The sequence below is a fragment of the Erwinia sp. 009765445 genome (assembly GCF_058137865.1).
In genome coordinates this window covers 21,913-40,604 of sequence record NZ_JBYUWC010000005.1, presented here as the reverse complement: position 1 = coordinate 40,604, position 18,692 = coordinate 21,913, and the positions used below count along the sequence as shown (strand labels likewise).

Genomic DNA, 18,692 nt, shown 5'->3' with positions numbered 1-18,692 from the left:
GCAGGAGGTAAAAGCCTCCTGCTGTTAAGCAAGTGCCGTCGTTAATGACGAACTCTTTTCGAACTGAATGTATAGCTTGTTTTTACTCCTTGCTAAAAAGCTCAATAATGATAAAGTTTACCTGCTTAATTCAGCAAGGAGAGCATAATGAGCACACAAGAAATTAATTTACGGGAATTAATTCCCGGTGAAATAGAAATTACAAAATTAATATTCAAAAATTCAGTTGATTTTCACCGGGTTAAAATTCATCGAGGAAGTTACTTTCCTTTCAACCTGCAGAACGAAAACACGGCTGTCACGCCCAATGGCGAGATTTACTTCATGCCGAAGAATTATTTTACCGATTTCTCTCTGGCCCCCCCAAGCTATCAACACTGGTTCATCCATGAGATGACGCATGTCTGGCAATATCAATTAGGCCTGAGTGTACGGCTCCGCGGAGCTCTGAGCTGGGCGGCAACATATCGATATTCGCTTTCTGACAAAAATCTACTGTCTGATTACGGAATGGAAGCGCAGGCCAGTTTAATTGCTGATTATTTTTACCTGGTCAGGTTTGGTGTCGCTGGATTTGATTCAATTTCCAATCTTGATGGCATCATAGGCCCCAATATCAAAAAACGATATGAGTGGGTTTTGCGTGGTTTTATAAGTCAACCTTCCAATAAAAGAAATTTGCCATGAAAAAATTAGTGCTGGCTATTGGTGTAATGTTTCTCAGTGGATGTCATCTGGAAAAACCAAATCAACATAATCTTGAAGTTTCCATTGAAAATAACATTCCCTGTTTTCATATCCCTTCAGAGTTAATCAGTGATAAAGAAGAAGTAAGAAATCGCGGAGCCATCATCTCCCGTAAAGAGGGAGAACGCTGGAATACTGTCTGGAGCTCACCAACAACTTCCCCTCTTCCTGTCATTGTCGCAGAGAAATGTATTTCTTATCCTCAATTAAAATGGGATCAGGGAACATGGTCGGTAATGCTCGGCATATCTGCAGACAATGATTCGACAAGATACCGCCTGGAAAAATCTTTTTCCCTGCAAAAGGATAATTCAGGTCACCTCTCTATTTTATAACGCCTCACGACATCATTCCCCGGGATAGCGCCTGTTAACGCTGTCGCAGGGATTTCTGTTGGCTATGGAGGCCGGTTTCTTAGCTCCCGCTATCAGTTTCAACCTTAGCCATCCCCAGTCGGCCAATAAACGGCAGGCGCAGAGCCGGTGTCCGGACATCCATACCCACGTTGAAGCCTAAAATATTGAACTCCACTCCCTCTTCAGCTCCCAGCGTCACCCCCAGCACACCCAATAGTGAAACCTGCACTCCTCTGCCTGAGGGCGGCAGGCCCACCGGATTACTCAGCGAACGGTAATCTTTGCCGATGGCATTGGCGGGTAAATCCAGTCGCAGCTCAGGCACTTCCCGGCCAATATGCGCCAGGAATGTATTGCTGTTCGGCCCCGGCCAGACCCGGTAGGTCTGCGGCCAGGGATAGCTGCGGATCGCCGCTTCAATCCGCGGGATCATCGTCCCGGCAGAAGCGCCACGGTGATCCACCAGCAGCACCGGTTTTGCGCCGAACCAGTAGCCATCCGGCAACGCATAATCCCGGCGAACCACATTGGTGCTGCCCCAACTGATCACCTCATAACGGCTGAATTCTGTCTCACCTGCTTTTTTGATAATGATCCACGGATGCACGGCAAGCAGCCCCCGCCAGCCAAACGTCGGCGCAGCATAAATCTGCACAATGGCTTCATCGCGGTTTTTGCGCGGATCGGGAGCCATTTCGGCAGAATCACGCCTCGCGGTGGACCAGCTCTGACCACTCAGCACCACGCCGTTGTGGGTGGCTTTGTAATAGCTCTGGGCAAAAGACAACAGCAGTACGCAGATAAACCCGATAACGATCGCTTTAATAAAGATCATCGCTTTATTGGCCTGGTGAAGGAAAAAAGGGCAAAACTATGATTAACGTGACAGCAGCAATCCGGGCAAGCGGCTTTGATGTGTCACGCCGATGACCGTAATGCCACCGGGGTTCAGGATGTAATATACCGTGTGGCTCACGCAGGGAAAACTAGACACACCCGGCTAGAAACTGGCGGTTTCATCATGACCCGTTTCCGCATTATCAGCCAGACTCTGGAAGGTGGTCCGCATTGCAGGCAAATACTCTTTCGCGACACCCTGTCCAAACTCCCGGATCGAGTAGCCCTTTATCTCGCGCATGTCCTCCTGCGCCTCCTGCGTCAGCGTGAAGCGGGCCATTAAAGATCCTTCATTAAATCATCAAAAAAGACATCCCCTTCTGCCACATTTCCTGTTTGCGCCTGCGCGATTGAGCGGGCGAGTGAATTTCGTAAAGACTGTCGCTTGAGATCTTCCAGCGCGTTGTAATCTTCAACCGACACTACCACTACGGATGGCTTGCCATTTTTTGTAAGATCCCTGCAAACAACCAAAAATAGTCGTTTAAACGCCGTATCAGTTTGTTTTACGAGAAGGCCCGCGATTACTTTTGCAACAGCCTGGCCACTATCGAAATATCTGGGATATCGACTAAGCCCAGACAGCATTCACGCAGCCGTTCTCGCTGTTCCGGTGCCATCACTCTGGCGGCAAGCTGGTCAAATTTAGCCAACAGCGCTTCATCGCTGAGCGGGTTTTGCGGTGCGCCAAGTGGTAGGGTGACCTGTTTCCGCCAGCGTTCACCGCTTAATGTTTCCAGCTCAATAATCGGTTCATCGCTGCTGACCTGCTCCGGATCGATATGTAACACAATACGCTGCAACATCGCGCTGATCTCTGCACTGGCACGTTTATCATCGTCATAAGCATCCAGCCCGGCATGCCCAAACAGTACCCTCGCCGCCAGCGCATAAGGCAGACTCATCTGTGCCGCCGCCAGGCTTTCACGGTCGGTATTACCACACATCTCAAGCAGGAACGGATTTAGGTAGACGTGAATATGCGCAATCTGCTCCGCAGTGCAGCGCTGTTCTTCCATCAGCAAGCCGATGGCATCAATGGCGGAATGCGTCCCCCGGCAGGAGGCGTAAGGCTTGATGGAGCACCGGTTGAGCTTCCAGACTTCCCCCAGCCCGGCGGTCAGCGCCTCTGGCTGACGGCTGAGCGGTGCGAAGGTTTTCAGGAACCCCCCCCAGACATCCTCAAAGGTCTGCGAAGCACCGGTGATACCCTTTTCAGCCAGCATTGCCGCCAGCAGGCCACCTTCCGCCGCTCGTCCTGCATGCAGTTTTTTGCTCTGTGATCCATCGTGAATGAAGCCCCACAGCCCGCAGCTGTTGCTGGCCGCAATGCCCAGCGCCTGCACCGTTTGCTGCTCACTCAGCTGCAGCAGGGAGGCCACTGCCGCCGCCGCACCAAACACCCCGCAGGTCGAAGTAGAGTGCCAGCCCGCTTCGTTATGCGGTGCGTAGCTGCCGCAGGCTTCCAGCACCCGGCGACCCACGTCATAGCCCAGCACCACGGCGGTAATAAAAGCCTGCCCTGAAACCGGCCCGGCACAAAGAGGCAAAGCCGCCATCACCGCAGGCAGCACCACTGCGCCGGAGTGATCGCAGCCACCGGTATCGTCCAGCTCATACATATGAGCCGCCACGCCGTTGAGCCATGCCGCATTACGCGGACTGGTTTGCAACGAAGAGCCCCAGATTGCCGACTGCGGCGTACAGCCTTCGGCCATCACGGTCTGCTGCACCACCAGCGCTATCGGACTGTTGCTGCCTGCCAGAGTAGCACCGAAGGTGTCAAGGATATGCCGTTGTGCCCGGGCCACCAGCGACTCCGGCAGATCGTCGAAGCGCGTTTGCACCACGAAACGGACCAGATCGATCATGCTCTGACTCATGCCTGCTGCTCCTGGATTTGCCGCTGGAAGATTTCTGCCGGATGCTCACTGACGTTATCCGGCTGCGTCTGCCACCAGTCTGCCACTTCTGCCGCCGTTGCCATCCACACCTTCTGGTGCCCGGCAATAAAATCCAGCAGCTCACCCAGCAGGCCAATACGCCCGGCGGTACCGATAATTTCCGGATGCAGACGCAATACGTAGCACAGGCCGAAGCGATGGAAGCCCTGAAAATCCAGCTTCATGTTCTGCAGCGTCTGCTGGTAAGAGGCAATACGTGACTGGCCCGGAGGCACGGCAGGGCTGAGGTTAAAGGCGAAATAGGGTTCATCTTCCAGCTCATAGTGCAGAGGCAGCTCCACCAGCCGGGTGGCCGGGTGAAAATACGGCAGATCGTCGCCGCGCCATGAGGATGACCAGCGGATACCCTGCTCTGCCAGCGCCTCTGCCAGCCCGGGTTTCCATTGCCCCGCAGGCGTGCGGAAGCCCACCACGTTCTGACCAGACGCGGCCTGAAGGCTGGCACAACCCTGCGTCACGCTGGCAATCTGCTCTGTCAGCGTCAGCGTGTCGAAATTCTGATGACGGTCGCCACTACAGGCGATTTCATGCCCTGCAGCCACAATTCGCGCGAAAACTTCGGGATTCTCTTCGGCCACAATCGCCGGTAAACACCAACTGGCACGAACGTTTTTCGCTGCCAGCAAGGCCAGCAAACGATCCACCCCGCGCAGTGTGCCATAGCGCCAGACAGACAGGGTTTTATCCCTTCCGGCGACGGCAGGTGTCTGGGTGAGAATGCCGTGAATATCGTTGAAGTCGATGGTCAGCACCACCGCCGATTGCTGGCCAGCGGGCCAGCGGGTCTGTTCAGTCATGCTGCTGCTCCTGCAGATACCAGTGGGCGATTTCCTGGCAGCGGGCAAACCACACATCACGCTGCTTCATATGGGCAATAAACTGCTCAAGCAGCAGGATGCGCCCCGGTTTGCCGCTGATTTTTGGGTGGAACAAGGTGGTCAGACACAGCCCTTCATCCATCGCGCCGTCAAACTCACGGCACCAGTTATCCAGCGTCAGCGCATAGCTGGCGATACGATCCAGCCCTTTCGGGAAATCCGGCTCGCGGGTATAGGCCAGCGAGGCGTAATCATCCATCTCCCATTTACCGGGGATTTCAACCAGCGGCTGCTGATAACCCGACACGCTGATGGCATACGGGCGATCGTCACCGCGCATGCTGCTGGAGTAAGTCACTCCAGCATCCAGCAACACACCCGGCGTCTCTTGATGCCAGTCGCCCGACGGCGTGCGAAAACCCCCGGCACGAATGCCGAGGTGCTGCCAGAATATTTCGCGGGATTTTTCCATAACCTGACGCTGTTCATCACCGCTGAGCGCATAAAAAGATTCATGTCGGTAGCCGTGATAAGCCACCTCATGCCCCTTTTCAACAATCGCCGCACACTGCTGCGGCCACTGTTCCACCACCCAGGCAGGAATAAAGAACGTTGCCGGAACGTCGTACTGTTCCAGCATATCCAGCAGTCTGCCCAGCGCCCGGAACGGGCCGTAGCCACCAAAGGTGAAATACTCAGGCTTCTGCCAGATCGTGCCGTTGAGCATCGCATCACCGGTCGGCCCGTCGAGGTCAAAAGCCAGCGCCATACAACCTTCGCGGCCTTGTGGCCAGCGCGTGCGAACGTCAGGTGCAGTCATGATTACTTCCCGTTCACGGTGGCCGTTTTAACGGCGTTATCTGCCAGGCCCCATTTGCTGAGGATCTTCACGTAAGTCCCGTCAGCTATCAGGTCGTTGACCGCGCCCTGAATCGCAGCAATCAGCGCCGGATCGTTTTTGTCGATCGCCATGCCGGTAAACTGAGTAGCAATCGCTTTATCCAGCGGCTTGTAGGTGTTTTTCTCCAGGTTCATCACGTACGGCAGGGTTTCGCTGCCCTGTACTGCACCGTCCAGACGGCGCTGGCGCAGCTGGGTACGGGCATCAGCAGTGCCTTCAGCACCCACCACCACGATGGCTGGCTTGCCTTTGGCTTCGCAGTTCGCCTGGCTCCATTTGGCAATTTCCTGCGGGAAAGTGGTGCGACGGCTGGTGCCCACTTTTTTACCGCAGAGGTCGGAAGCGGTATTGATGTCTTTACGCCCGGCCAGAGTGTAGAACTGCGGGCCGGTCGTGAAGTAGTCGATAAAACTGACCACTTTCTGACGTTCTTCGGTGTCGGTCATGCCTGACATCACCATGTCGACACGCTTGGTGGACACGGCGTTGACCATTTGCTCAAAAGCAATTTCCTGCCAGTTGATTTTGATGCCCAGTCTGGCGCCGATGGCATTGCCCAAATCGACATCCACACCGCTCAGGGTGTTGGTGGCAGGATCTTTAAACTCCATCGGTGGATAGTTCGGCATAATCGCTACCGTCATTTCCCCTTTCGATTTAATGGCCGCAGGCAGTTCGGCGGACCAGGCGGCAGAGTGCATCAGGACAGCGGCAGCAACGGCAGAAAGCACGATCTTTTTCATCTGAATATCCCTGGGTTGTTAAAGAAGAATGGCGGAGATAAAGTTCTGCATCCGCGGGTTTTGCGGATTAAGCAGGATGTCTTCAGGCGCACCGCGTTCAATGATGCGCCCCTCATCCATGAACACCACCTGGTTGGCCACTTCGCGGGCGAAGCCCATTTCGTGGGTCACAACCACCATGGTGGTTCCCTCCTTTGCCAGCGTGCGCATTACGGCCAGCACTTCCCCGACCATTTCCGGATCCAGGGCAGACGTTGGCTCATCAAACAGCATCAGCTTGGGTTTCATCGCCAGCGCACGGGCAATGGCCACGCGCTGCTGTTGTCCTCCGGACAGTGACTGCGGATAAGCATGGGCTTTGTTCGCCAGCCCGACCCGATCCAGCAGCGCCATCGCCTCTTCCGTTGCTTCGCGTTTTGGTCGCAGCAGCACACTGCAGGGGCCTTCAATCACATTTTCCAGCGCGGTCTTGTGCGGGAACAGGTTAAAGCGCTGGAAAACCATGCCGGTCTGCAGGCGCTGACGGGCGATTTGCTTGTCGCTCAGCGGGTGCAGTTTGTTCCCGGCGATGCGATAGCCAGCCAGTTCGTTATCGATCCAGATCCCGCCCTGGTCGACCTTCTCCAGCTGATTGATGCAGCGCAGAAAGGTACTTTTTCCCGACCCGGACGGCCCGAGAATGCACATGACCTCGCCGTAATTTACCTCCAGACTGACGTCTTTCAGCGCGTGAAAGTTGTCGAAATATTTGTTCACCTCAACGGCACGGACAATATTCCTCATCGCAATTCTCCTTAGTTACGGCGGCGCTGGCCGCGAGAGAAGTAGCGCTCAAGACGGCTCTGCCCGAACGACAGCACGGTCACGATAATCAGATACCAGATGCCCGCCACGAACAGCAGCTCCATCACGCGCGCATTGGCGTAGTAAATGTTCTGCGTGTTGTAGAGCAGTTCGGAGTACTGGATCATGCTTGCCAGGCTGGTGGTCTTGATCATGCTGATAAATTCATTGCCCACCGGGGGCAAAATGACGCGCATCGCCTGCGGCAGAATGATGCGGTGCAGCGCCTGCAGACGCGGCATGCCAATCGACTTGGCCGCTTCGTACTGACCGGTATCCACCGACAGCAGTCCGGCACGCACCACTTCCGAGGTGTAAGCGCCCTGATTAATACTCAGCCCCAGCAGCGCGGCGACAAACGGCGTCATCACATTGACCGTTTCCACGCTGAACACGCCGGGGATCGAGATGGTCGGGAACACCAGCGCCAGGTTAAACCACAGCAGCAACTGCAGGATCAACGGCGTACCGCGAAACACCCACGCATAGCCTACCGAGATGTAATGCAGCACCGGATTAGGCGACATATACATAATCGCCGCCACCACACCAAAAAAGATGCCCAGCGCCATCGCCAGAATCGACATCACCAGAGTGTTCACGACGCCATCAAGAATGGCGCGGGCGGTAAAGAACTGCCCGACATAGGACCACTCAATTTTGCCCTGCGAGAAAGCGTGAACCAGCGAAGCCAGCAGCAGGATGATCACCACCGTCGCGGTGATCCGCCCGTAATAGCGCTTCGGCACCATCTCATACTGCTTGAGATCGTATGAGGGCTCGCCCTGCGCCCGGATGCCTGCGGCACCGGGGTTTTGCGAAGTATTCATTCCGCCTCCGGAGTTAAATTGACGGGTTACAGACGGGGGCCCTGATAAGCGTTAACCCAGTCGGTCTGCTGCTGCATACGCGCCTGCAGACGGGTGATTTGTTCGGTGACTCGTGCCGGAGACGTGCCGCCAAAACCGTCACGGGAGTGGATTGCCGCTTCCAGCGTCAGGGCGCTGCGCACTTCCGCAGTCAGCCGCGTGTCCACTTCTGCCAGCTGTTCGTCGGTAAGATCGGTGAGTCCCTGTTGATGGAATTCACACAGCTGCACCAGCTGGCCGGTGATTTCATGGGCTTCTTTGAATGGCACGCCGCGCATCGCCAGCCAGTCGGCCACTTCGGTCGCCAGCGTAAAGCCATCCGGAGCCTGTGCCAGCAGCTCTGCCTCGTTCACCTTCATGGTCTCAATCATTCCGGCCATCGCCGGCAGCACCAGTAGCAGTGTGTTGACGGAATCAATCGCGCTGCGCTTGTCTTCACTCAGATCGCGGTTGTAAGAGAGCGGCATCGCCTTCATGGTGGCGAGCATCGCGGTGAGATTGCCGATCAGGCGGCCACTGCGGCCACGTGTCAGTTCGGCAATATCCGGATTCTTTTTCTGCGGCATAATCGAACTGCCGGTGGCGTAGCTGTCGCTGATCTCCACCCAGCGGAACTGGCGGGAGGTCCACAGACACACCTCTTCGCTGATGCGCGAAAGGTTGACGCCGATCATGCTGGTGATAAACAGAAATTCCGCCACGTAATCACGGCTGGCAACGGCATCAATCGAGTTCTCACACGCGCCGAGATAACCCAGTTCCTGCGCGGACATTTCCGGCTGACGGGCAATAGCAGATCCGGCCATCGCGGCGGAGCCTAATGGTGAGAAGGCACTGCGGCGATCCCAATCCTGCAGGCGATCGATGTCCCGCGAGAAAGATTGAGCGTGTGCCAGCAACTGATGGCCAAACACAATCGGCTGGGCCTGCTGCAGATGGGTAAAACCCGGCGCGATGGTATTGGTATGCTGTTGCGCCTGCCCTACCAGCGCCTGCTGGAGTGCCAGCAGCGCGGTAGTGATTTTGCGGACGTTGTCACGCAGGTAGAGGCGCAGATCGTTAACAGTCTGATCGTTACGGGAACGACCGGCACGCAGCTTACCGCCCAGCGCTCCCAGCCGTTCAGTCAGCACTCGTTCGATAAAAGTATGCACATCCTCATCGGCGAGGATCGGGTCAACTTTCCCAGCGCGGTAATCCGCATCCAGCTGGTCGATTGCGGCAACCATTTCCACCGTCTCCGCCGCAGTCAGCAGACCGGCACGCTCCAGTTCATGGGCATGAGCCCGGCAGCCCGCCAGGTCGTAGGGGGCCAGAGCGAAATAGTATTCCGGACTGCGCGACAGCGCGGTTAAGGCGGCGGCAGGCGCACTTTTGAAACGGGCACCCCATAAACGGTCGACACTGTCAGACATAATTCCTCTCTTAGCACAGGTTTCCGCTGCCGGAATAAGAAAATCTTCTGGTTGCGGCATCATCGATAAATAAAAGTTATTTTTGGCTGCCGTCTGGTAATTAGCGGCTAATTCAGGTTCACTCTTACTTTCACTGCATTTCTTTCGGGGATGAATAGTTAATATGGAAAGTAAGGTTTCCAATATGGGAAACATGAATTATCCCCGCACGGATAATTCCGCAGTCACCATTAACAATGTCGACCTGAAATTATTGCGGGTATTTAAATGCGTGGTGGAAGCAGGCGGCCTGACCTCGGCCAGTCACGAACTGAATATTGGTCTGGCGGCAATCAGCAAACAGGTCTCTGATTTGGAGATCCGCCTGGGGATGACGCTGTGCAGCCGGGGGCGCGAAGGCTTTGAGCTGACAGAATATGGTATCACTGTGTATCAGGCGACGCTGGAGCTGTTTGCCTCGCTGAGCACCTTCCGTGAAAGGCTGCATCACAGCCGCAGTGAATTGCTCGGCGACCTAAGCCTGAGCGTGGTGGATAACACTATTTCCGATCCGCAATCGCCGGTCACCAAAGCCGTGCAGCAGCTGCATAAGGTTGCACCAAAAGTTAACATTCGCCTACAGACCGCCCATCTGGATGATATCGAAAAAGGATTAACGGAGGGGCGATTTAATTGCGCAATTGCGCCGGTTTATGAGGAGAAAAGTGATTTCGACTATTATAAAATTTACACTGAAATCTCCTGTTTATATTGTGGCAGCGATCACTCTTTATTTCATCACGAGAACAACAGCATTACACTTGAACAATTAAAACAGCAGAAAATAATTAATCATACCTACGTCACACATCGCCATGGCAATAAGCTTTTTGCCTTTAGCGAAAGCAACATTCAGGCGGTGCAGGTAGAGGCGGTGGCGATGCTGATCCTGACCGGCCATTTTATTGGCTATCTGCCCGAGCATTATGCCCGTCGCTACGTCAGCGAAAATAAACTGCGCTCACTCGGCCCGCCGGAATTACAAATGGAAACGCCCTTCTGCCTGATCATTAAAAAAGGGCGCAAGATTAATCAGATCATCAAGCTGTTCATGGAGTCCCTGGGGATCGCCTGATGCCGCACTAAAACAGTGCATCAGGCGGAACAGCTCCGGCAGATCAAAAAGAGTAACCCACCCCGATGTTAAAACCACTCATGGTATAATCCTTACCTTCTATGCTTTTCCGGGTTCCTTCATAGCCCAGATCCAGCACCAGGTAGCTGACCGGATTAATCTGTAAGCCGCCGCCCCAGGCAAAGCTGGTGGCGTGCTTCATGCCATAAAGATTGTCATCCCCGGCAAACGGACGGCTCCCTGAGCTGTCCCGCAGCGGAGAGTAACTCACCTGACCATTATTCATACCGACCAGCCCGTACAGGCTGACATGCCGGTTAATACGGTATGCCGGGCCAACCAGCAAACTGGTCGTTTTTACTCTGACGTTGTTTTTCACCGTGCTACCATTGCTGCTCAGCCCATCGTAAGGATCGCTGCCTGAAACAAAGCTGAACGAACCGATCAACCCGTAACGGTTGTTGAACTCATAGCGGTATTTAAGGTTGATACCGGCAAACTGGTTAAAATGCTTCACTTCCTGATAGGCATAACCGGCTGACAGGGTATGGCTCTCGGCGTGGGCTGCGCCCATCACAAAAATGGCAGCCAGAGCCGCCCGGGGGAGGGTTTTCAACATGTTCAATATCCTTATCCTTCAATCCATCTATTCGTGCTGAACACGACAACCAGAGGTCCACTGCAGTCTTTGCTGCTGCAAACAAGGGACGCCGCCAGTCGGGCTGACCGGCGGCCCGGCAACTTTAGAGAGTCTGCTTTGACTGCGCAATAATCTTGAACATTTTTCAGACAACAGCCCACCCCGGCGCAAACTGGCCCGCCGGTCAGGCGGGATCCAGAAACTTGTACATCACTGTAGTGGCATCCAGCACCCCTTCGGTGGATAAAGCGTAATGCGGAATGCGCCCACTCACCTGCCATCCTCCCTTCAGATAGAGTTGCTCCGCCACATCCCCACTTCGGGTATCCAGCACCAGCAGCGTTCTGCCTGCCTGGCGGGCAAGCTGCTCACCACGACTCAGCAGCTCACGGGCAATCCCCTGGCGACGCGCATCCGGATGGACCAGAAGTTTAGAAATTTCCGCCCGGTGCTGACCGTTCGGCATCATCCCCAGCACCACGATTACCGTACCGACAATGATGCCATTCTGCCGGGCGACCAGCAGCTGCCTGTCACCGCTGGCAAGGCTGCTGAGCACGCCCTGCCAGAAATGACGCATTGGCTGCGGCTCAAGGCTGATAAACCCTACGCTGGCATCCTGCGCCACGCAGCCAAGAAGTACGTTAACCAGCGATGACAGCTCTGCTTTTGCCTGTTCAGCATTCAGGTTTTCATAATAGGTGTGAGTCATTTCGTTTCCATCCTGAAAGTCGTGAGATATCTCCCGAATTACCCCCCCTGCCAACTTGTACAGGAAAATATTAGTTGTACAACAATGAAGAGTTCGCTACGGTAAGAGTGTAAAGGACAGTACAGAGGAATTTAATGGCATTGTACAGCATTGGTGACGTTGCCGAACGTTGCGGAATTAATCCGGTCACTTTGCGCGCCTGGCAGCGCCGTTACGGATTACTGAAGCCCCAACGCACTGAAGGGGGTCACCGTCAGTTTGATGATGAAGATATTCAGCGCATTGAGGAGATCAAACGCTGGATTGATAGTGGCGTGCCCGTCGGAAAAGTCAAAGCGCTGCTGGAAGGCGAAAACGTTAGCATTCATGATGGATGGGTCACACAACAGGAAGAAATGATGACGGTACTCCGTCACGTCAGACCCGCCAAACTCAGAGCTAAAATCGCCACCATCGGCCGTGAAAACCCGGCTGACGCGCTGATCGACCATGTATTCATTCCTATCAGGCAGCGCCTGGGTTTGGATCAAAATACGGCCAGAGCCATGTGCAGTTTGCTTGACGGTGCTTTAATTGATTATGTTGCCTTCTGTTTAGCCGGCAGCAGAAAGCGCCCCGGCAAGGATGCATTGATCATTGGCTGGGGCACGGATGACCGCACCCGCATCTGGCTGGAAGCCTGGCGGCTGTCCCAGCAGGGTTGGCGTATGGATGTGATGGCTGAACCGCTGGATCTGCCGCGCCCTGAACTTTTTCCGGGACAGAACATTTTTGTCTTAACCGGCAAGCCCCTGACCCGTCGTCAGCAGGAACAACTTTCACACTGGCAGGAGCAGGGATTTTTAATCACCCATCTGGGCAGTTGAGGAGTGATTCATGACGCAGCAGACAACGCTGACAAAACTGGTGGCGTTTTATCAGACGCTCGACGCCAGTCAGCTGCAGCAGCTGGCCGAAATTTATCACGATGACGTATGCCTTGCCGACCCGGTGGGTGAGCATAACAGCCTGCCAGTAGTGGAAAACTACTTTGCCTCGCTGCTGAAAAACATGCACTACTGCCGGTTTGAAGTCTCGGAGTCCCATCTCCTTGAGGGGGCTGCACTGCTGATCTGGCAGATGATTTATGCCCATCCAGCCCTGCAACGCGGGGCTAAACAACAGCTGTCAGGCAGCAGCTACCTGCAATTCCGCGACGACAAAATCAGTTTTCAACGCGATTACTACGACATGGGCGCCATGCTGTACGAAAAGATCCCCGTGCTGGGGTCGGTAATCAGACAGCTTAAAAAGAGGTTAACACCATGAAACGGGTACTGATTACTGGCGCAAGCTCCGGAATTGGCTATCAACTGGCCCTCGATTATGCCGCCGATGGCTGGCACTTACCGCCTGCGGACGTAACCGGGCAAAGCTCGAACTCTGCGGGAAAAATTCAGCAATATGGTGCTGTGTGAATTTGATATCACTGACCTGGCGGAAACCCGCCGCGCGCTGGACGGCAAAAGCGCCAACCTGGTGATCCTCTGCGCCGGAACCTGTGAATACCTTAATCATGGCGTGGTGGAAGCAGAGAAAGTCCACCGGGTGATGAGTGCCAACTTCAGTGGTCCGGTCAACTGCCTGGATGTGTTGCTGCCTCAGCTGGCCCCCGGCAGCCGTGTGGCGCTGGTTGGCTCGACTGCCAGCCTGGTTCCCCTGCCCCGCGCCGAAGCCTATGGCGCTTCTAAAGCCGCGCTGGCCTATTTCGCCCGCAGCCTGGCTCAGGACCTTAAACGACAGCAAATCGCCATCAGTCTGGTGCAGCCCGGCTTTGTTGATACGCCACTGACCAGGCGCAATGATTTTGCCATGCCGATGATGATCAATGTCGGGCAGGCATCACGCTATATCCGTGATGGGCTGGCGAAGGGCAAGGCCGAATTTGCCTTCCCGCGTCTCTTTTCCATTATTCTGCGCATCACCTCGCGACTGCCGAATGCTATCCAGCGTCTTCTCACCCAGCAGATAGCGAGGTAAGAGTGAAAATAGCCATTGTTGGCAGTGGCATTGCCGGATTGAGTTGCGCGTGGAAGCTGGCTTCCCGTGCGGAAGTTCACCTGTTTGAAGCAGGCGATACGCTGGGCGGTCATACCGCTACGGTAGATATCAGGGGGGGCAGGCAAACACTATGCTATCGACACCGGTTTTATCGTCTTTAACGATCGTACCTATCCGCGCTTTCTCTCGCTGCTGGCCGAGCTGGGTCTGGAGAGCAAGCCAACGGAAATGAGCTTTTCGGTGCGAAATAATCAGAGCGGGCTGGAGTACAACGGCCACTCGTTGAACAGCCTGTTTGCCCAACGAGGTAACCTGTTGCGCCCCTCCTTCTGGCGTTTTCTGGCCGAGATTGTGCGGTTCAATAAACGCGGTAAGCAGTGGTTGCAACACCAGCAGAGCCAGGGCACCCTCGACGACTTCCTGCAAAGTGAAGGTTTCAGCCAGTTCTTTGCCCAGCACTACATTCTGCTGATGGGAGCCGCGATCTGATCAACTTCACTGGCGGAAATCCGTCAGATGCCGCTCTCCCTGTTTCTGCACTTCTTCAACCATCACGGTCTGCTGGATCTGACCCAGCGCCCGCAGAGGTATGTGATCCCCGGCGGTTCACGCGAGTATATCCACCGGCTGATGGCGCTGATTGGTGACAAATTGACAGTGCATCTGAGTACGCCGGTGATCCGCGCTGAGCGCCTCGTGGATGGCGTCACGCTGCACAGTGCACGCGGCAGTGAAACTTTCGATCAGGTTATTTTTGCCTGCCACAGCGGTCAGACGCTGGCCCTGCTCAGTGATGCCAGCCCCGAAGAGCAGCGGATGCTGGCGGGCGTCCCCTACAGCGCCAATGAAGTGATTCTGCATACCGACACCCGCCTGCTGCCGGAAAATCCACGCGCCTGGGCCAGCTGGAATTACCGGCTGGATGACACTCAGGCCGGGGACGAGTTGCTGGGTGCCAGCGTGACCTACAACACGAATATTCTGCAGGGGATCAAGGCACCCCAGACCTTTTGCGTCACGCTGAATGCCACACAGCCCATCGATCGTGACAAAATCCTGGGCCGGTATGTTTATCACCACCCTCAGTTCAGCCTGAAGAGTCTGGAGACGCAGAGCGCGCGTCTGCGGCTGAACGGCTTGAACCGCAGCTGGTATTGCGGAGCCTGGAGCTATAACGGCTTCCATGAAGACGGCATCCGTAGCGGACTGGATGTGGTCGCAGCCATGGAACAGGCTGGCCTGCTGTGAACAGCACCCTTTACAGCGGCCACGTTCGTCACCGGCGTTTTACTCCGGTAGACCACCGGTTCAGCTACCGGATTTTTATGCCGCTGATCGATCTGGATGAGCTGCCGTTGCTCGGGAGCGTCGGCATACGTCTGGGTAAATTTTCCCCGGCCTCGTTCTGCTCTGCCGACTATCTTGGCGGTGGCAACATCAAAGAGCGGGCGCAGTCGCGGATTACCGAATTAACCGGCGAACGGCTGACCGGCCGGGTAATACTGCTGACACAGCTGCGCTATCTGGGTTGTTCATTTAATCCGGTCAATTTTTACTACCTGTACGATAAGAGCGACAGCCTGCGGTGGATACTGGCCGAGGTGCGTAACACGCCCTGGAATGAACGCCATACCTACGCAGTTAAACCCGACGGCAGCGAAACAACCGAAAAGGTGTTCCACGTTTCGCCATTTAATCCGCTGGAGATGATTTATCACTGGCGACTCTCGGCTCCGGGGAGATCCCTCTCGGTGCATATTGAGAACCATCGCACAGGCAAAGAATTTGATGCCACCCTGCATCTTCGTCAACACCCGCTGACCCGAAAGTCGCTGCGCTACCACCTCTGGCGCTTTCCGCTGATAACCGTTCAAACTGCGCTGGCAATCTACTGGCAGGCGTGGAAGTTGTGGCGCAAGGGTGCGCCGGTGTATGACCACCCGAAGTCGGAGAAATAATTGATGTGCTCATCTGAACTGACGATTACCCGGCGGGGCAAGGCAGGCAAACGTTTGTCCGCCTCGAGACAGTTAATCTTCTCCCTGCTGCAGCATATTCAGGGAGCCGGACTGCACCTGCACGACCCGTATCTGGGCACGGACTTCTTCGGCGATGCCCAGGCAGATTTGCAGGCTGAAGTAGTGGTGAATCATTCACGAGCCTGGCGACGGGTGCTGTTTGGCGGCAGCATTGCCGCCGCTGAAACCTACATGGATGGCGACTGGGAGACGCCCGATCTGACGGCAGTGATCCTGACGCTGGCGACCAATAAGGCGGTGCTGGATAAGCTCGAATCACGACTGAGCTGGATATCCACCCCGCTCAACAAATTCCGGCATGCGCTGCGTCGCAACAGCGTACGGCAGTCGAGACGTAACATTGCGGCGCATTACGATCTCGGCAACGATTTTTATACCGCCTTCCTTGACCGTTCGATGCTCTATTCCAGCGGCTGGTACGCACAACCAGAGATGACGCTGGAAGATGCCCAGCAGGCCAAAATGCGCCGCCTGTGTGAGCAGCTGGCGCTGTCGCCTGCCGATCATTTGCTGGAAATTGGTACTGGCTGGGGGCGATGGCCGAATTTGCCGCGCGGGAATATGGCTGCCGTGTGACCACCACCACCATTTCACAGGAGCAGTATGATTACAGCTGCCAGCGTATCGCCAAAGCTGGCCTGAGCGACCGCGTGACAGTCATGCAGGAAGATTACCGCAACCTCAGCGGTCAGTATGACAAGCTGGTGTCGATTGAAATGATCGAAGCGGTGGGAAAGCAGTTTATCCCGCTGTTTTTTGAACGCTGTCAGCAGTTGTTAAAGCCGGGTGGACGTCTGGCATTACAAACCATCACCATCAGTGAATATCGCTTTGAAAGCTATGCCAACAGCGTGGACTTTATTCAGCGTTATATTTTCCCCGGCGGTTTTCTGCCTGCGGTCAGCCTGCTGCAGAAAAACCTCGCCGAAAACCGGTTCACCCCTCGCGATCTGTTTGAAATCGGGCCGGATTATGCCCGCACGCTGCAGGAGTGGCGGCACCGTTTTGACACGGCCTGGCCCGGGCTTAAAACCGAGCGCTTTGATGAACATTTTCGCCGGATGTGGCTGTTTTATCTCTGCTACTGCGAAGCAGGCTTTCGCGCCGGGACTATCGGCACCGTTCAACTGACTGCCGATCGGGCTCTGACAGGAGATTAATAATGTGGAAATATCTGTTACTGACCGCGAGCCTGCTGCTGAGCGGCTGCGGTGCCAGCATTGATGACTATCAGCAGGCCCATCCCAGGATCGATATTTTTAACTGGTTTAACGGTGAGTCCCGCGCCTGGGGCATGGTGCAGGATTACAGCGGCAAGCAGATCCGTCGCTTTGAGGTCGCCATTCACGGTACGGTCGCAGGCGATACGCTGACGCTGAACGAACAATTTATCTATGACGACGGTGAAAAACAGACCCGCGTCTGGCATATCCGTAAACTCCCGGACGGCAGCTACGTGGGAACGGCGGAGGATATTATTGGTACAGCTCAGGGACACGCGGCAGGCAACGCCTTCAACTGGCGTTACACCATGACGGTGAAAACCGACTCCAGCAGCTACAAACTGAATTTTGACGACTGGATTTACCAGCAGGATACCCGGCACCTGATGAACGTCACTTCAATGAAAAAGTTCGGCATCGAAGTGGCCCGCGTCACGCTGTTCTTTAACAAAGAGCGCGAAGCCGGGCAATAAAAAGCCAGCAAAGGCTTAACCCGCGGGGGCGAATGGCGATATACTTTTCCCTCTTTCAGCTTCAGACAAACGGGCAACGGCATGAACTGGCAAAAAATTGGTGTGATCTGTATTTTCCTGATGATGGCGCTTGGCGGCATCGGCGGCGTAATGCTGACCGGCTACACCATTCTTATCCGTTCTTAAACTGTCGCAGCAGGCGTTCAAACAGGCGGTCAGTCACAATCGCCAGCAGCGCCACCAGGCAGGCTCCCTGAATGACGTAGGCGGTGTTAAAGCCGCTGAGCCCTATTATCACTGGCGATCCCAGCGTTTTAGCTCCCACCGTGGAAGCGATGGCTGCCGTGCCGATGTTGATAATCACTGAAGTACGGACCCCGGCAAGGATCACCGGAGCCGCCAGCGGCAACTCCACTTTCCACAGGATCTGCCACGGGCTCATCCCCACCCCTTCAGCAATTTCCCGCGCACTGGCCGGTACTGCGCCAATCCCGGCAATGGTTCCCTGCAATACTGGCAAGAGTCCGTACAGCACCAGCGCAATAATGGCCGGTTGCTCACCAAAGCCCATCACCGGCACAGCAATCGCCAGCACCGCAACGGGGGGAAACGTCTGCCCTGCAGCCACCAGCGTTTCGACCATCGAGCGGAATTCTCTGCCCGCCGGACGGGTCACCAGAATGCCAGCGCCCATACCAATGACCACCGCGAACAGGCTGGAGAGCGCCACCAGCTCAATGTGCGCCAGCGCCAGTTGCAGGAAGCTGTCCTGCTGATAGAGCGGCCGGTCAAGCTGCGGGAACCAGTGGGCAAACAGCGGCCCGCTGTAAGGCATCAGCACCAGCAGCGCAATAAACAGCGCGATCAACCACAACAGAGGGTCGCGTATCCGATACAT

At 55.3% G+C, this 18,692-nt stretch carries 21 protein-coding genes and 3 pseudogenes; 11 read left to right on the top strand and 13 right to left on the bottom strand.

What is annotated here, in order from left to right; genetic code table 11:
* The first annotated feature begins 147 nt into the window (after nt 1-147).
* Nucleotides 148-687: a hypothetical protein gene (locus AC3Y5R_RS06270; protein ID WP_489920618.1), complete on the top strand. Its 540-nt coding sequence runs from the start codon at nt 148-150 to the stop codon at nt 685-687.
* On the top strand, nt 684-1,082 hold the full coding sequence (locus AC3Y5R_RS06265; RefSeq protein WP_489920617.1) for a putative T6SS immunity periplasmic lipoprotein: 399 nt from the start codon (nt 684-686) through the stop codon (nt 1,080-1,082). The genes AC3Y5R_RS06270 and AC3Y5R_RS06265 overlap by 4 nt, the downstream gene beginning before the upstream one ends.
* A 79-nt stretch (nt 1,083-1,161) precedes the next feature.
* Here the strand turns inward: AC3Y5R_RS06265 and AC3Y5R_RS06260 are convergent, their stop codons facing one another.
* From AC3Y5R_RS06260 to argH, 10 genes are all read right to left on the bottom strand, one after another.
* Nucleotides 1,162-1,938, bottom strand: coding sequence for a DUF3750 domain-containing protein (locus AC3Y5R_RS06260; RefSeq protein WP_489920616.1), 777 nt, complete (start codon nt 1,936-1,938; stop codon nt 1,162-1,164).
* 165 nt (nt 1,939-2,103) lie between these two features.
* Nucleotides 2,104-2,280 carry a type II toxin-antitoxin system RelE/ParE family toxin gene (locus AC3Y5R_RS06255; RefSeq protein ID WP_489920615.1) on the bottom strand — a complete coding sequence of 59 codons (177 nt, stop codon included), beginning with the start codon at nt 2,278-2,280 and terminating at the stop codon, nt 2,104-2,106.
* On the bottom strand, nt 2,280-2,588 hold the full coding sequence (locus AC3Y5R_RS06250; protein WP_489920614.1) for a type II toxin-antitoxin system prevent-host-death family antitoxin: 309 nt from the start codon (nt 2,586-2,588) through the stop codon (nt 2,280-2,282). Before AC3Y5R_RS06250 ends, AC3Y5R_RS06255 begins: the two co-directional genes overlap by 1 nt.
* Nucleotides 2,525-3,883, bottom strand: a complete 1,359-nt coding sequence (locus tag AC3Y5R_RS06245) for an MmgE/PrpD family protein (RefSeq protein WP_489920613.1) — start codon at nt 3,881-3,883, stop codon at nt 2,525-2,527. The genes AC3Y5R_RS06250 and AC3Y5R_RS06245 overlap by 64 nt, the downstream gene beginning before the upstream one ends.
* Entirely contained in the window at nt 3,880-4,761 is an 882-nt protein-coding gene (locus AC3Y5R_RS06240; RefSeq protein ID WP_489920612.1) for a polysaccharide deacetylase family protein, read from the bottom strand. Before AC3Y5R_RS06240 ends, AC3Y5R_RS06245 begins: the two co-directional genes overlap by 4 nt.
* Complete coding sequence (locus tag AC3Y5R_RS06235) at nt 4,754-5,602, bottom strand: polysaccharide deacetylase family protein (protein ID WP_489920611.1); 849 nt, start codon at nt 5,600-5,602, stop codon at nt 4,754-4,756. The genes AC3Y5R_RS06240 and AC3Y5R_RS06235 overlap by 8 nt, the downstream gene beginning before the upstream one ends.
* A gap of 2 nt (nt 5,603-5,604) precedes the next feature.
* Complete coding sequence (locus tag AC3Y5R_RS06230; protein WP_489920610.1) at nt 5,605-6,426, bottom strand: ABC transporter substrate-binding protein; 822 nt, start codon at nt 6,424-6,426, stop codon at nt 5,605-5,607.
* Nucleotides 6,427-6,444: 18 nt separating this feature from the next.
* Nucleotides 6,445-7,209 (bottom strand): amino acid ABC transporter ATP-binding protein, encoded by a 765-nt coding sequence (locus AC3Y5R_RS06225; RefSeq protein WP_489920609.1) that lies wholly within the window; start codon nt 7,207-7,209, stop codon nt 6,445-6,447.
* Between the two features lie 11 nt (nt 7,210-7,220).
* On the bottom strand, nt 7,221-8,099 hold the full coding sequence (locus AC3Y5R_RS06220; protein ID WP_158783229.1) for an amino acid ABC transporter permease: 879 nt from the start codon (nt 8,097-8,099) through the stop codon (nt 7,221-7,223).
* Between the two features lie 26 nt (nt 8,100-8,125).
* Nucleotides 8,126-9,553, bottom strand: coding sequence for an argininosuccinate lyase (argH, locus tag AC3Y5R_RS06215; RefSeq protein ID WP_489920608.1), 1,428 nt, complete (start codon nt 9,551-9,553; stop codon nt 8,126-8,128).
* A gap of 163 nt (nt 9,554-9,716) precedes the next feature.
* Between argH and AC3Y5R_RS06210 the strand changes: the two genes are divergently transcribed.
* Nucleotides 9,717-10,667 carry a LysR family transcriptional regulator gene (locus tag AC3Y5R_RS06210; protein WP_489920607.1) on the top strand — a complete coding sequence of 317 codons (951 nt, stop codon included), beginning with the start codon at nt 9,717-9,719 and terminating at the stop codon, nt 10,665-10,667.
* Nucleotides 10,668-10,710: 43 nt separating this feature from the next.
* On the opposite strand, the gene AC3Y5R_RS06205 is transcribed toward AC3Y5R_RS06210, so the two are convergent.
* Both AC3Y5R_RS06205 and AC3Y5R_RS06200 read right to left on the bottom strand, forming a co-directional pair.
* Complete coding sequence (locus AC3Y5R_RS06205; protein WP_489920606.1) at nt 10,711-11,286, bottom strand: Ail/Lom family outer membrane beta-barrel protein; 576 nt, start codon at nt 11,284-11,286, stop codon at nt 10,711-10,713.
* Between the two features lie 205 nt (nt 11,287-11,491).
* Nucleotides 11,492-12,019 carry a GNAT family N-acetyltransferase gene (locus AC3Y5R_RS06200; RefSeq protein ID WP_489920605.1) on the bottom strand — a complete coding sequence of 176 codons (528 nt, stop codon included), beginning with the start codon at nt 12,017-12,019 and terminating at the stop codon, nt 11,492-11,494.
* 134 nt (nt 12,020-12,153) lie between these two features.
* Here AC3Y5R_RS06200 and AC3Y5R_RS06195 point away from each other — a divergent pair, with 134 nt between their 5' ends.
* The 8 genes and pseudogenes from AC3Y5R_RS06195 (at nt 12,154) to AC3Y5R_RS06160 (ending at nt 17,980) form a co-directional block, all read left to right on the top strand.
* The gene (locus tag AC3Y5R_RS06195) at nt 12,154-12,885 is read left to right on the top strand and encodes a MerR family transcriptional regulator (protein ID WP_489920604.1); all 732 of its coding nucleotides are present in this window, start codon (nt 12,154-12,156) and stop codon (nt 12,883-12,885) included.
* Between the two features lie 10 nt (nt 12,886-12,895).
* Nucleotides 12,896-13,327 (top strand): nuclear transport factor 2 family protein, encoded by a 432-nt coding sequence (locus tag AC3Y5R_RS06190; protein WP_489920603.1) that lies wholly within the window; start codon nt 12,896-12,898, stop codon nt 13,325-13,327.
* Nucleotides 13,324-14,038, top strand: a pseudogene (locus AC3Y5R_RS06185) (SDR family NAD(P)-dependent oxidoreductase). Before AC3Y5R_RS06190 ends, AC3Y5R_RS06185 begins: the two are co-directional and overlap by 4 nt.
* A gap of 2 nt (nt 14,039-14,040) precedes the next feature.
* A pseudogene (locus tag AC3Y5R_RS06180) lies at nt 14,041-15,307 on the top strand (NAD(P)/FAD-dependent oxidoreductase).
* Complete coding sequence (locus AC3Y5R_RS06175; RefSeq protein WP_489920602.1) at nt 15,304-16,017, top strand: DUF1365 domain-containing protein; 714 nt, start codon at nt 15,304-15,306, stop codon at nt 16,015-16,017. Before AC3Y5R_RS06180 ends, AC3Y5R_RS06175 begins: the two are co-directional and overlap by 4 nt.
* Before the next feature lie 3 nt (nt 16,018-16,020).
* Nucleotides 16,021-17,258, top strand: a pseudogene (locus AC3Y5R_RS06170) (class I SAM-dependent methyltransferase).
* Nucleotides 17,259-17,260: 2 nt separating this feature from the next.
* Nucleotides 17,261-17,794, top strand: coding sequence for a DUF3833 domain-containing protein (locus AC3Y5R_RS06165; protein ID WP_489920601.1), 534 nt, complete (start codon nt 17,261-17,263; stop codon nt 17,792-17,794).
* An 81-nt stretch (nt 17,795-17,875) separates the two neighbouring features.
* A complete protein-coding gene (locus AC3Y5R_RS06160; RefSeq protein ID WP_158783236.1) occupies nt 17,876-17,980 on the top strand; it encodes a protein YohO in 105 nt (34 codons plus the stop codon).
* On the opposite strand, the gene AC3Y5R_RS06155 is transcribed toward AC3Y5R_RS06160, so the two are convergent.
* A complete protein-coding gene (locus AC3Y5R_RS06155) occupies nt 17,967-18,692 on the bottom strand; it encodes an ABC transporter permease (RefSeq protein ID WP_489920600.1) in 726 nt (241 codons plus the stop codon). The two genes, AC3Y5R_RS06160 and AC3Y5R_RS06155, sit on opposite strands and share 14 nt — an antisense overlap.

Coding starts and splice junctions, on each gene's coding strand:
- argH (WP_489920608.1), bottom strand. CDS start 9,553: ATGTCTGACAGTGTCGACCGTTTATGGGGTGCCCGTTTCAAAAGTGCG.
- AC3Y5R_RS06205 (WP_489920606.1), bottom strand. CDS start 11,286: ATGTTGAAAACCCTCCCCCGGGCGGCTCTGGCTGCCATTTTTGTGATG.
- AC3Y5R_RS06165 (WP_489920601.1), top strand. CDS start 17,261: ATGTGGAAATATCTGTTACTGACCGCGAGCCTGCTGCTGAGCGGCTGC.
- AC3Y5R_RS06200 (WP_489920605.1), bottom strand. CDS start 12,019: ATGACTCACACCTATTATGAAAACCTGAATGCTGAACAGGCAAAAGCA.
- AC3Y5R_RS06245 (WP_489920613.1), bottom strand. CDS start 3,883: ATGAGTCAGAGCATGATCGATCTGGTCCGTTTCGTGGTGCAAACGCGC.
- AC3Y5R_RS06190 (WP_489920603.1), top strand. CDS start 12,896: ATGACGCAGCAGACAACGCTGACAAAACTGGTGGCGTTTTATCAGACG.
- AC3Y5R_RS06160 (WP_158783236.1), top strand. CDS start 17,876: ATGAACTGGCAAAAAATTGGTGTGATCTGTATTTTCCTGATGATGGCG.
- AC3Y5R_RS06265 (WP_489920617.1), top strand. CDS start 684: ATGAAAAAATTAGTGCTGGCTATTGGTGTAATGTTTCTCAGTGGATGT.
- AC3Y5R_RS06220 (WP_158783229.1), bottom strand. CDS start 8,099: ATGAATACTTCGCAAAACCCCGGTGCCGCAGGCATCCGGGCGCAGGGC.
- AC3Y5R_RS06270 (WP_489920618.1), top strand. CDS start 148: ATGAGCACACAAGAAATTAATTTACGGGAATTAATTCCCGGTGAAATA.
- AC3Y5R_RS06255 (WP_489920615.1), bottom strand. CDS start 2,280: ATGGCCCGCTTCACGCTGACGCAGGAGGCGCAGGAGGACATGCGCGAG.
- AC3Y5R_RS06210 (WP_489920607.1), top strand. CDS start 9,717: ATGGAAAGTAAGGTTTCCAATATGGGAAACATGAATTATCCCCGCACG.
- AC3Y5R_RS06225 (WP_489920609.1), bottom strand. CDS start 7,209: ATGAGGAATATTGTCCGTGCCGTTGAGGTGAACAAATATTTCGACAAC.
- AC3Y5R_RS06250 (WP_489920614.1), bottom strand. CDS start 2,588: ATGCTGTCTGGGCTTAGTCGATATCCCAGATATTTCGATAGTGGCCAG.
- AC3Y5R_RS06155 (WP_489920600.1), bottom strand. CDS start 18,692: ATGTATCGGATACGCGACCCTCTGTTGTGGTTGATCGCGCTGTTTATT.
- AC3Y5R_RS06240 (WP_489920612.1), bottom strand. CDS start 4,761: ATGACTGAACAGACCCGCTGGCCCGCTGGCCAGCAATCGGCGGTGGTG.
- AC3Y5R_RS06235 (WP_489920611.1), bottom strand. CDS start 5,602: ATGACTGCACCTGACGTTCGCACGCGCTGGCCACAAGGCCGCGAAGGT.
- AC3Y5R_RS06195 (WP_489920604.1), top strand. CDS start 12,154: ATGGCATTGTACAGCATTGGTGACGTTGCCGAACGTTGCGGAATTAAT.
- AC3Y5R_RS06230 (WP_489920610.1), bottom strand. CDS start 6,426: ATGAAAAAGATCGTGCTTTCTGCCGTTGCTGCCGCTGTCCTGATGCAC.
- AC3Y5R_RS06260 (WP_489920616.1), bottom strand. CDS start 1,938: ATGATCTTTATTAAAGCGATCGTTATCGGGTTTATCTGCGTACTGCTG.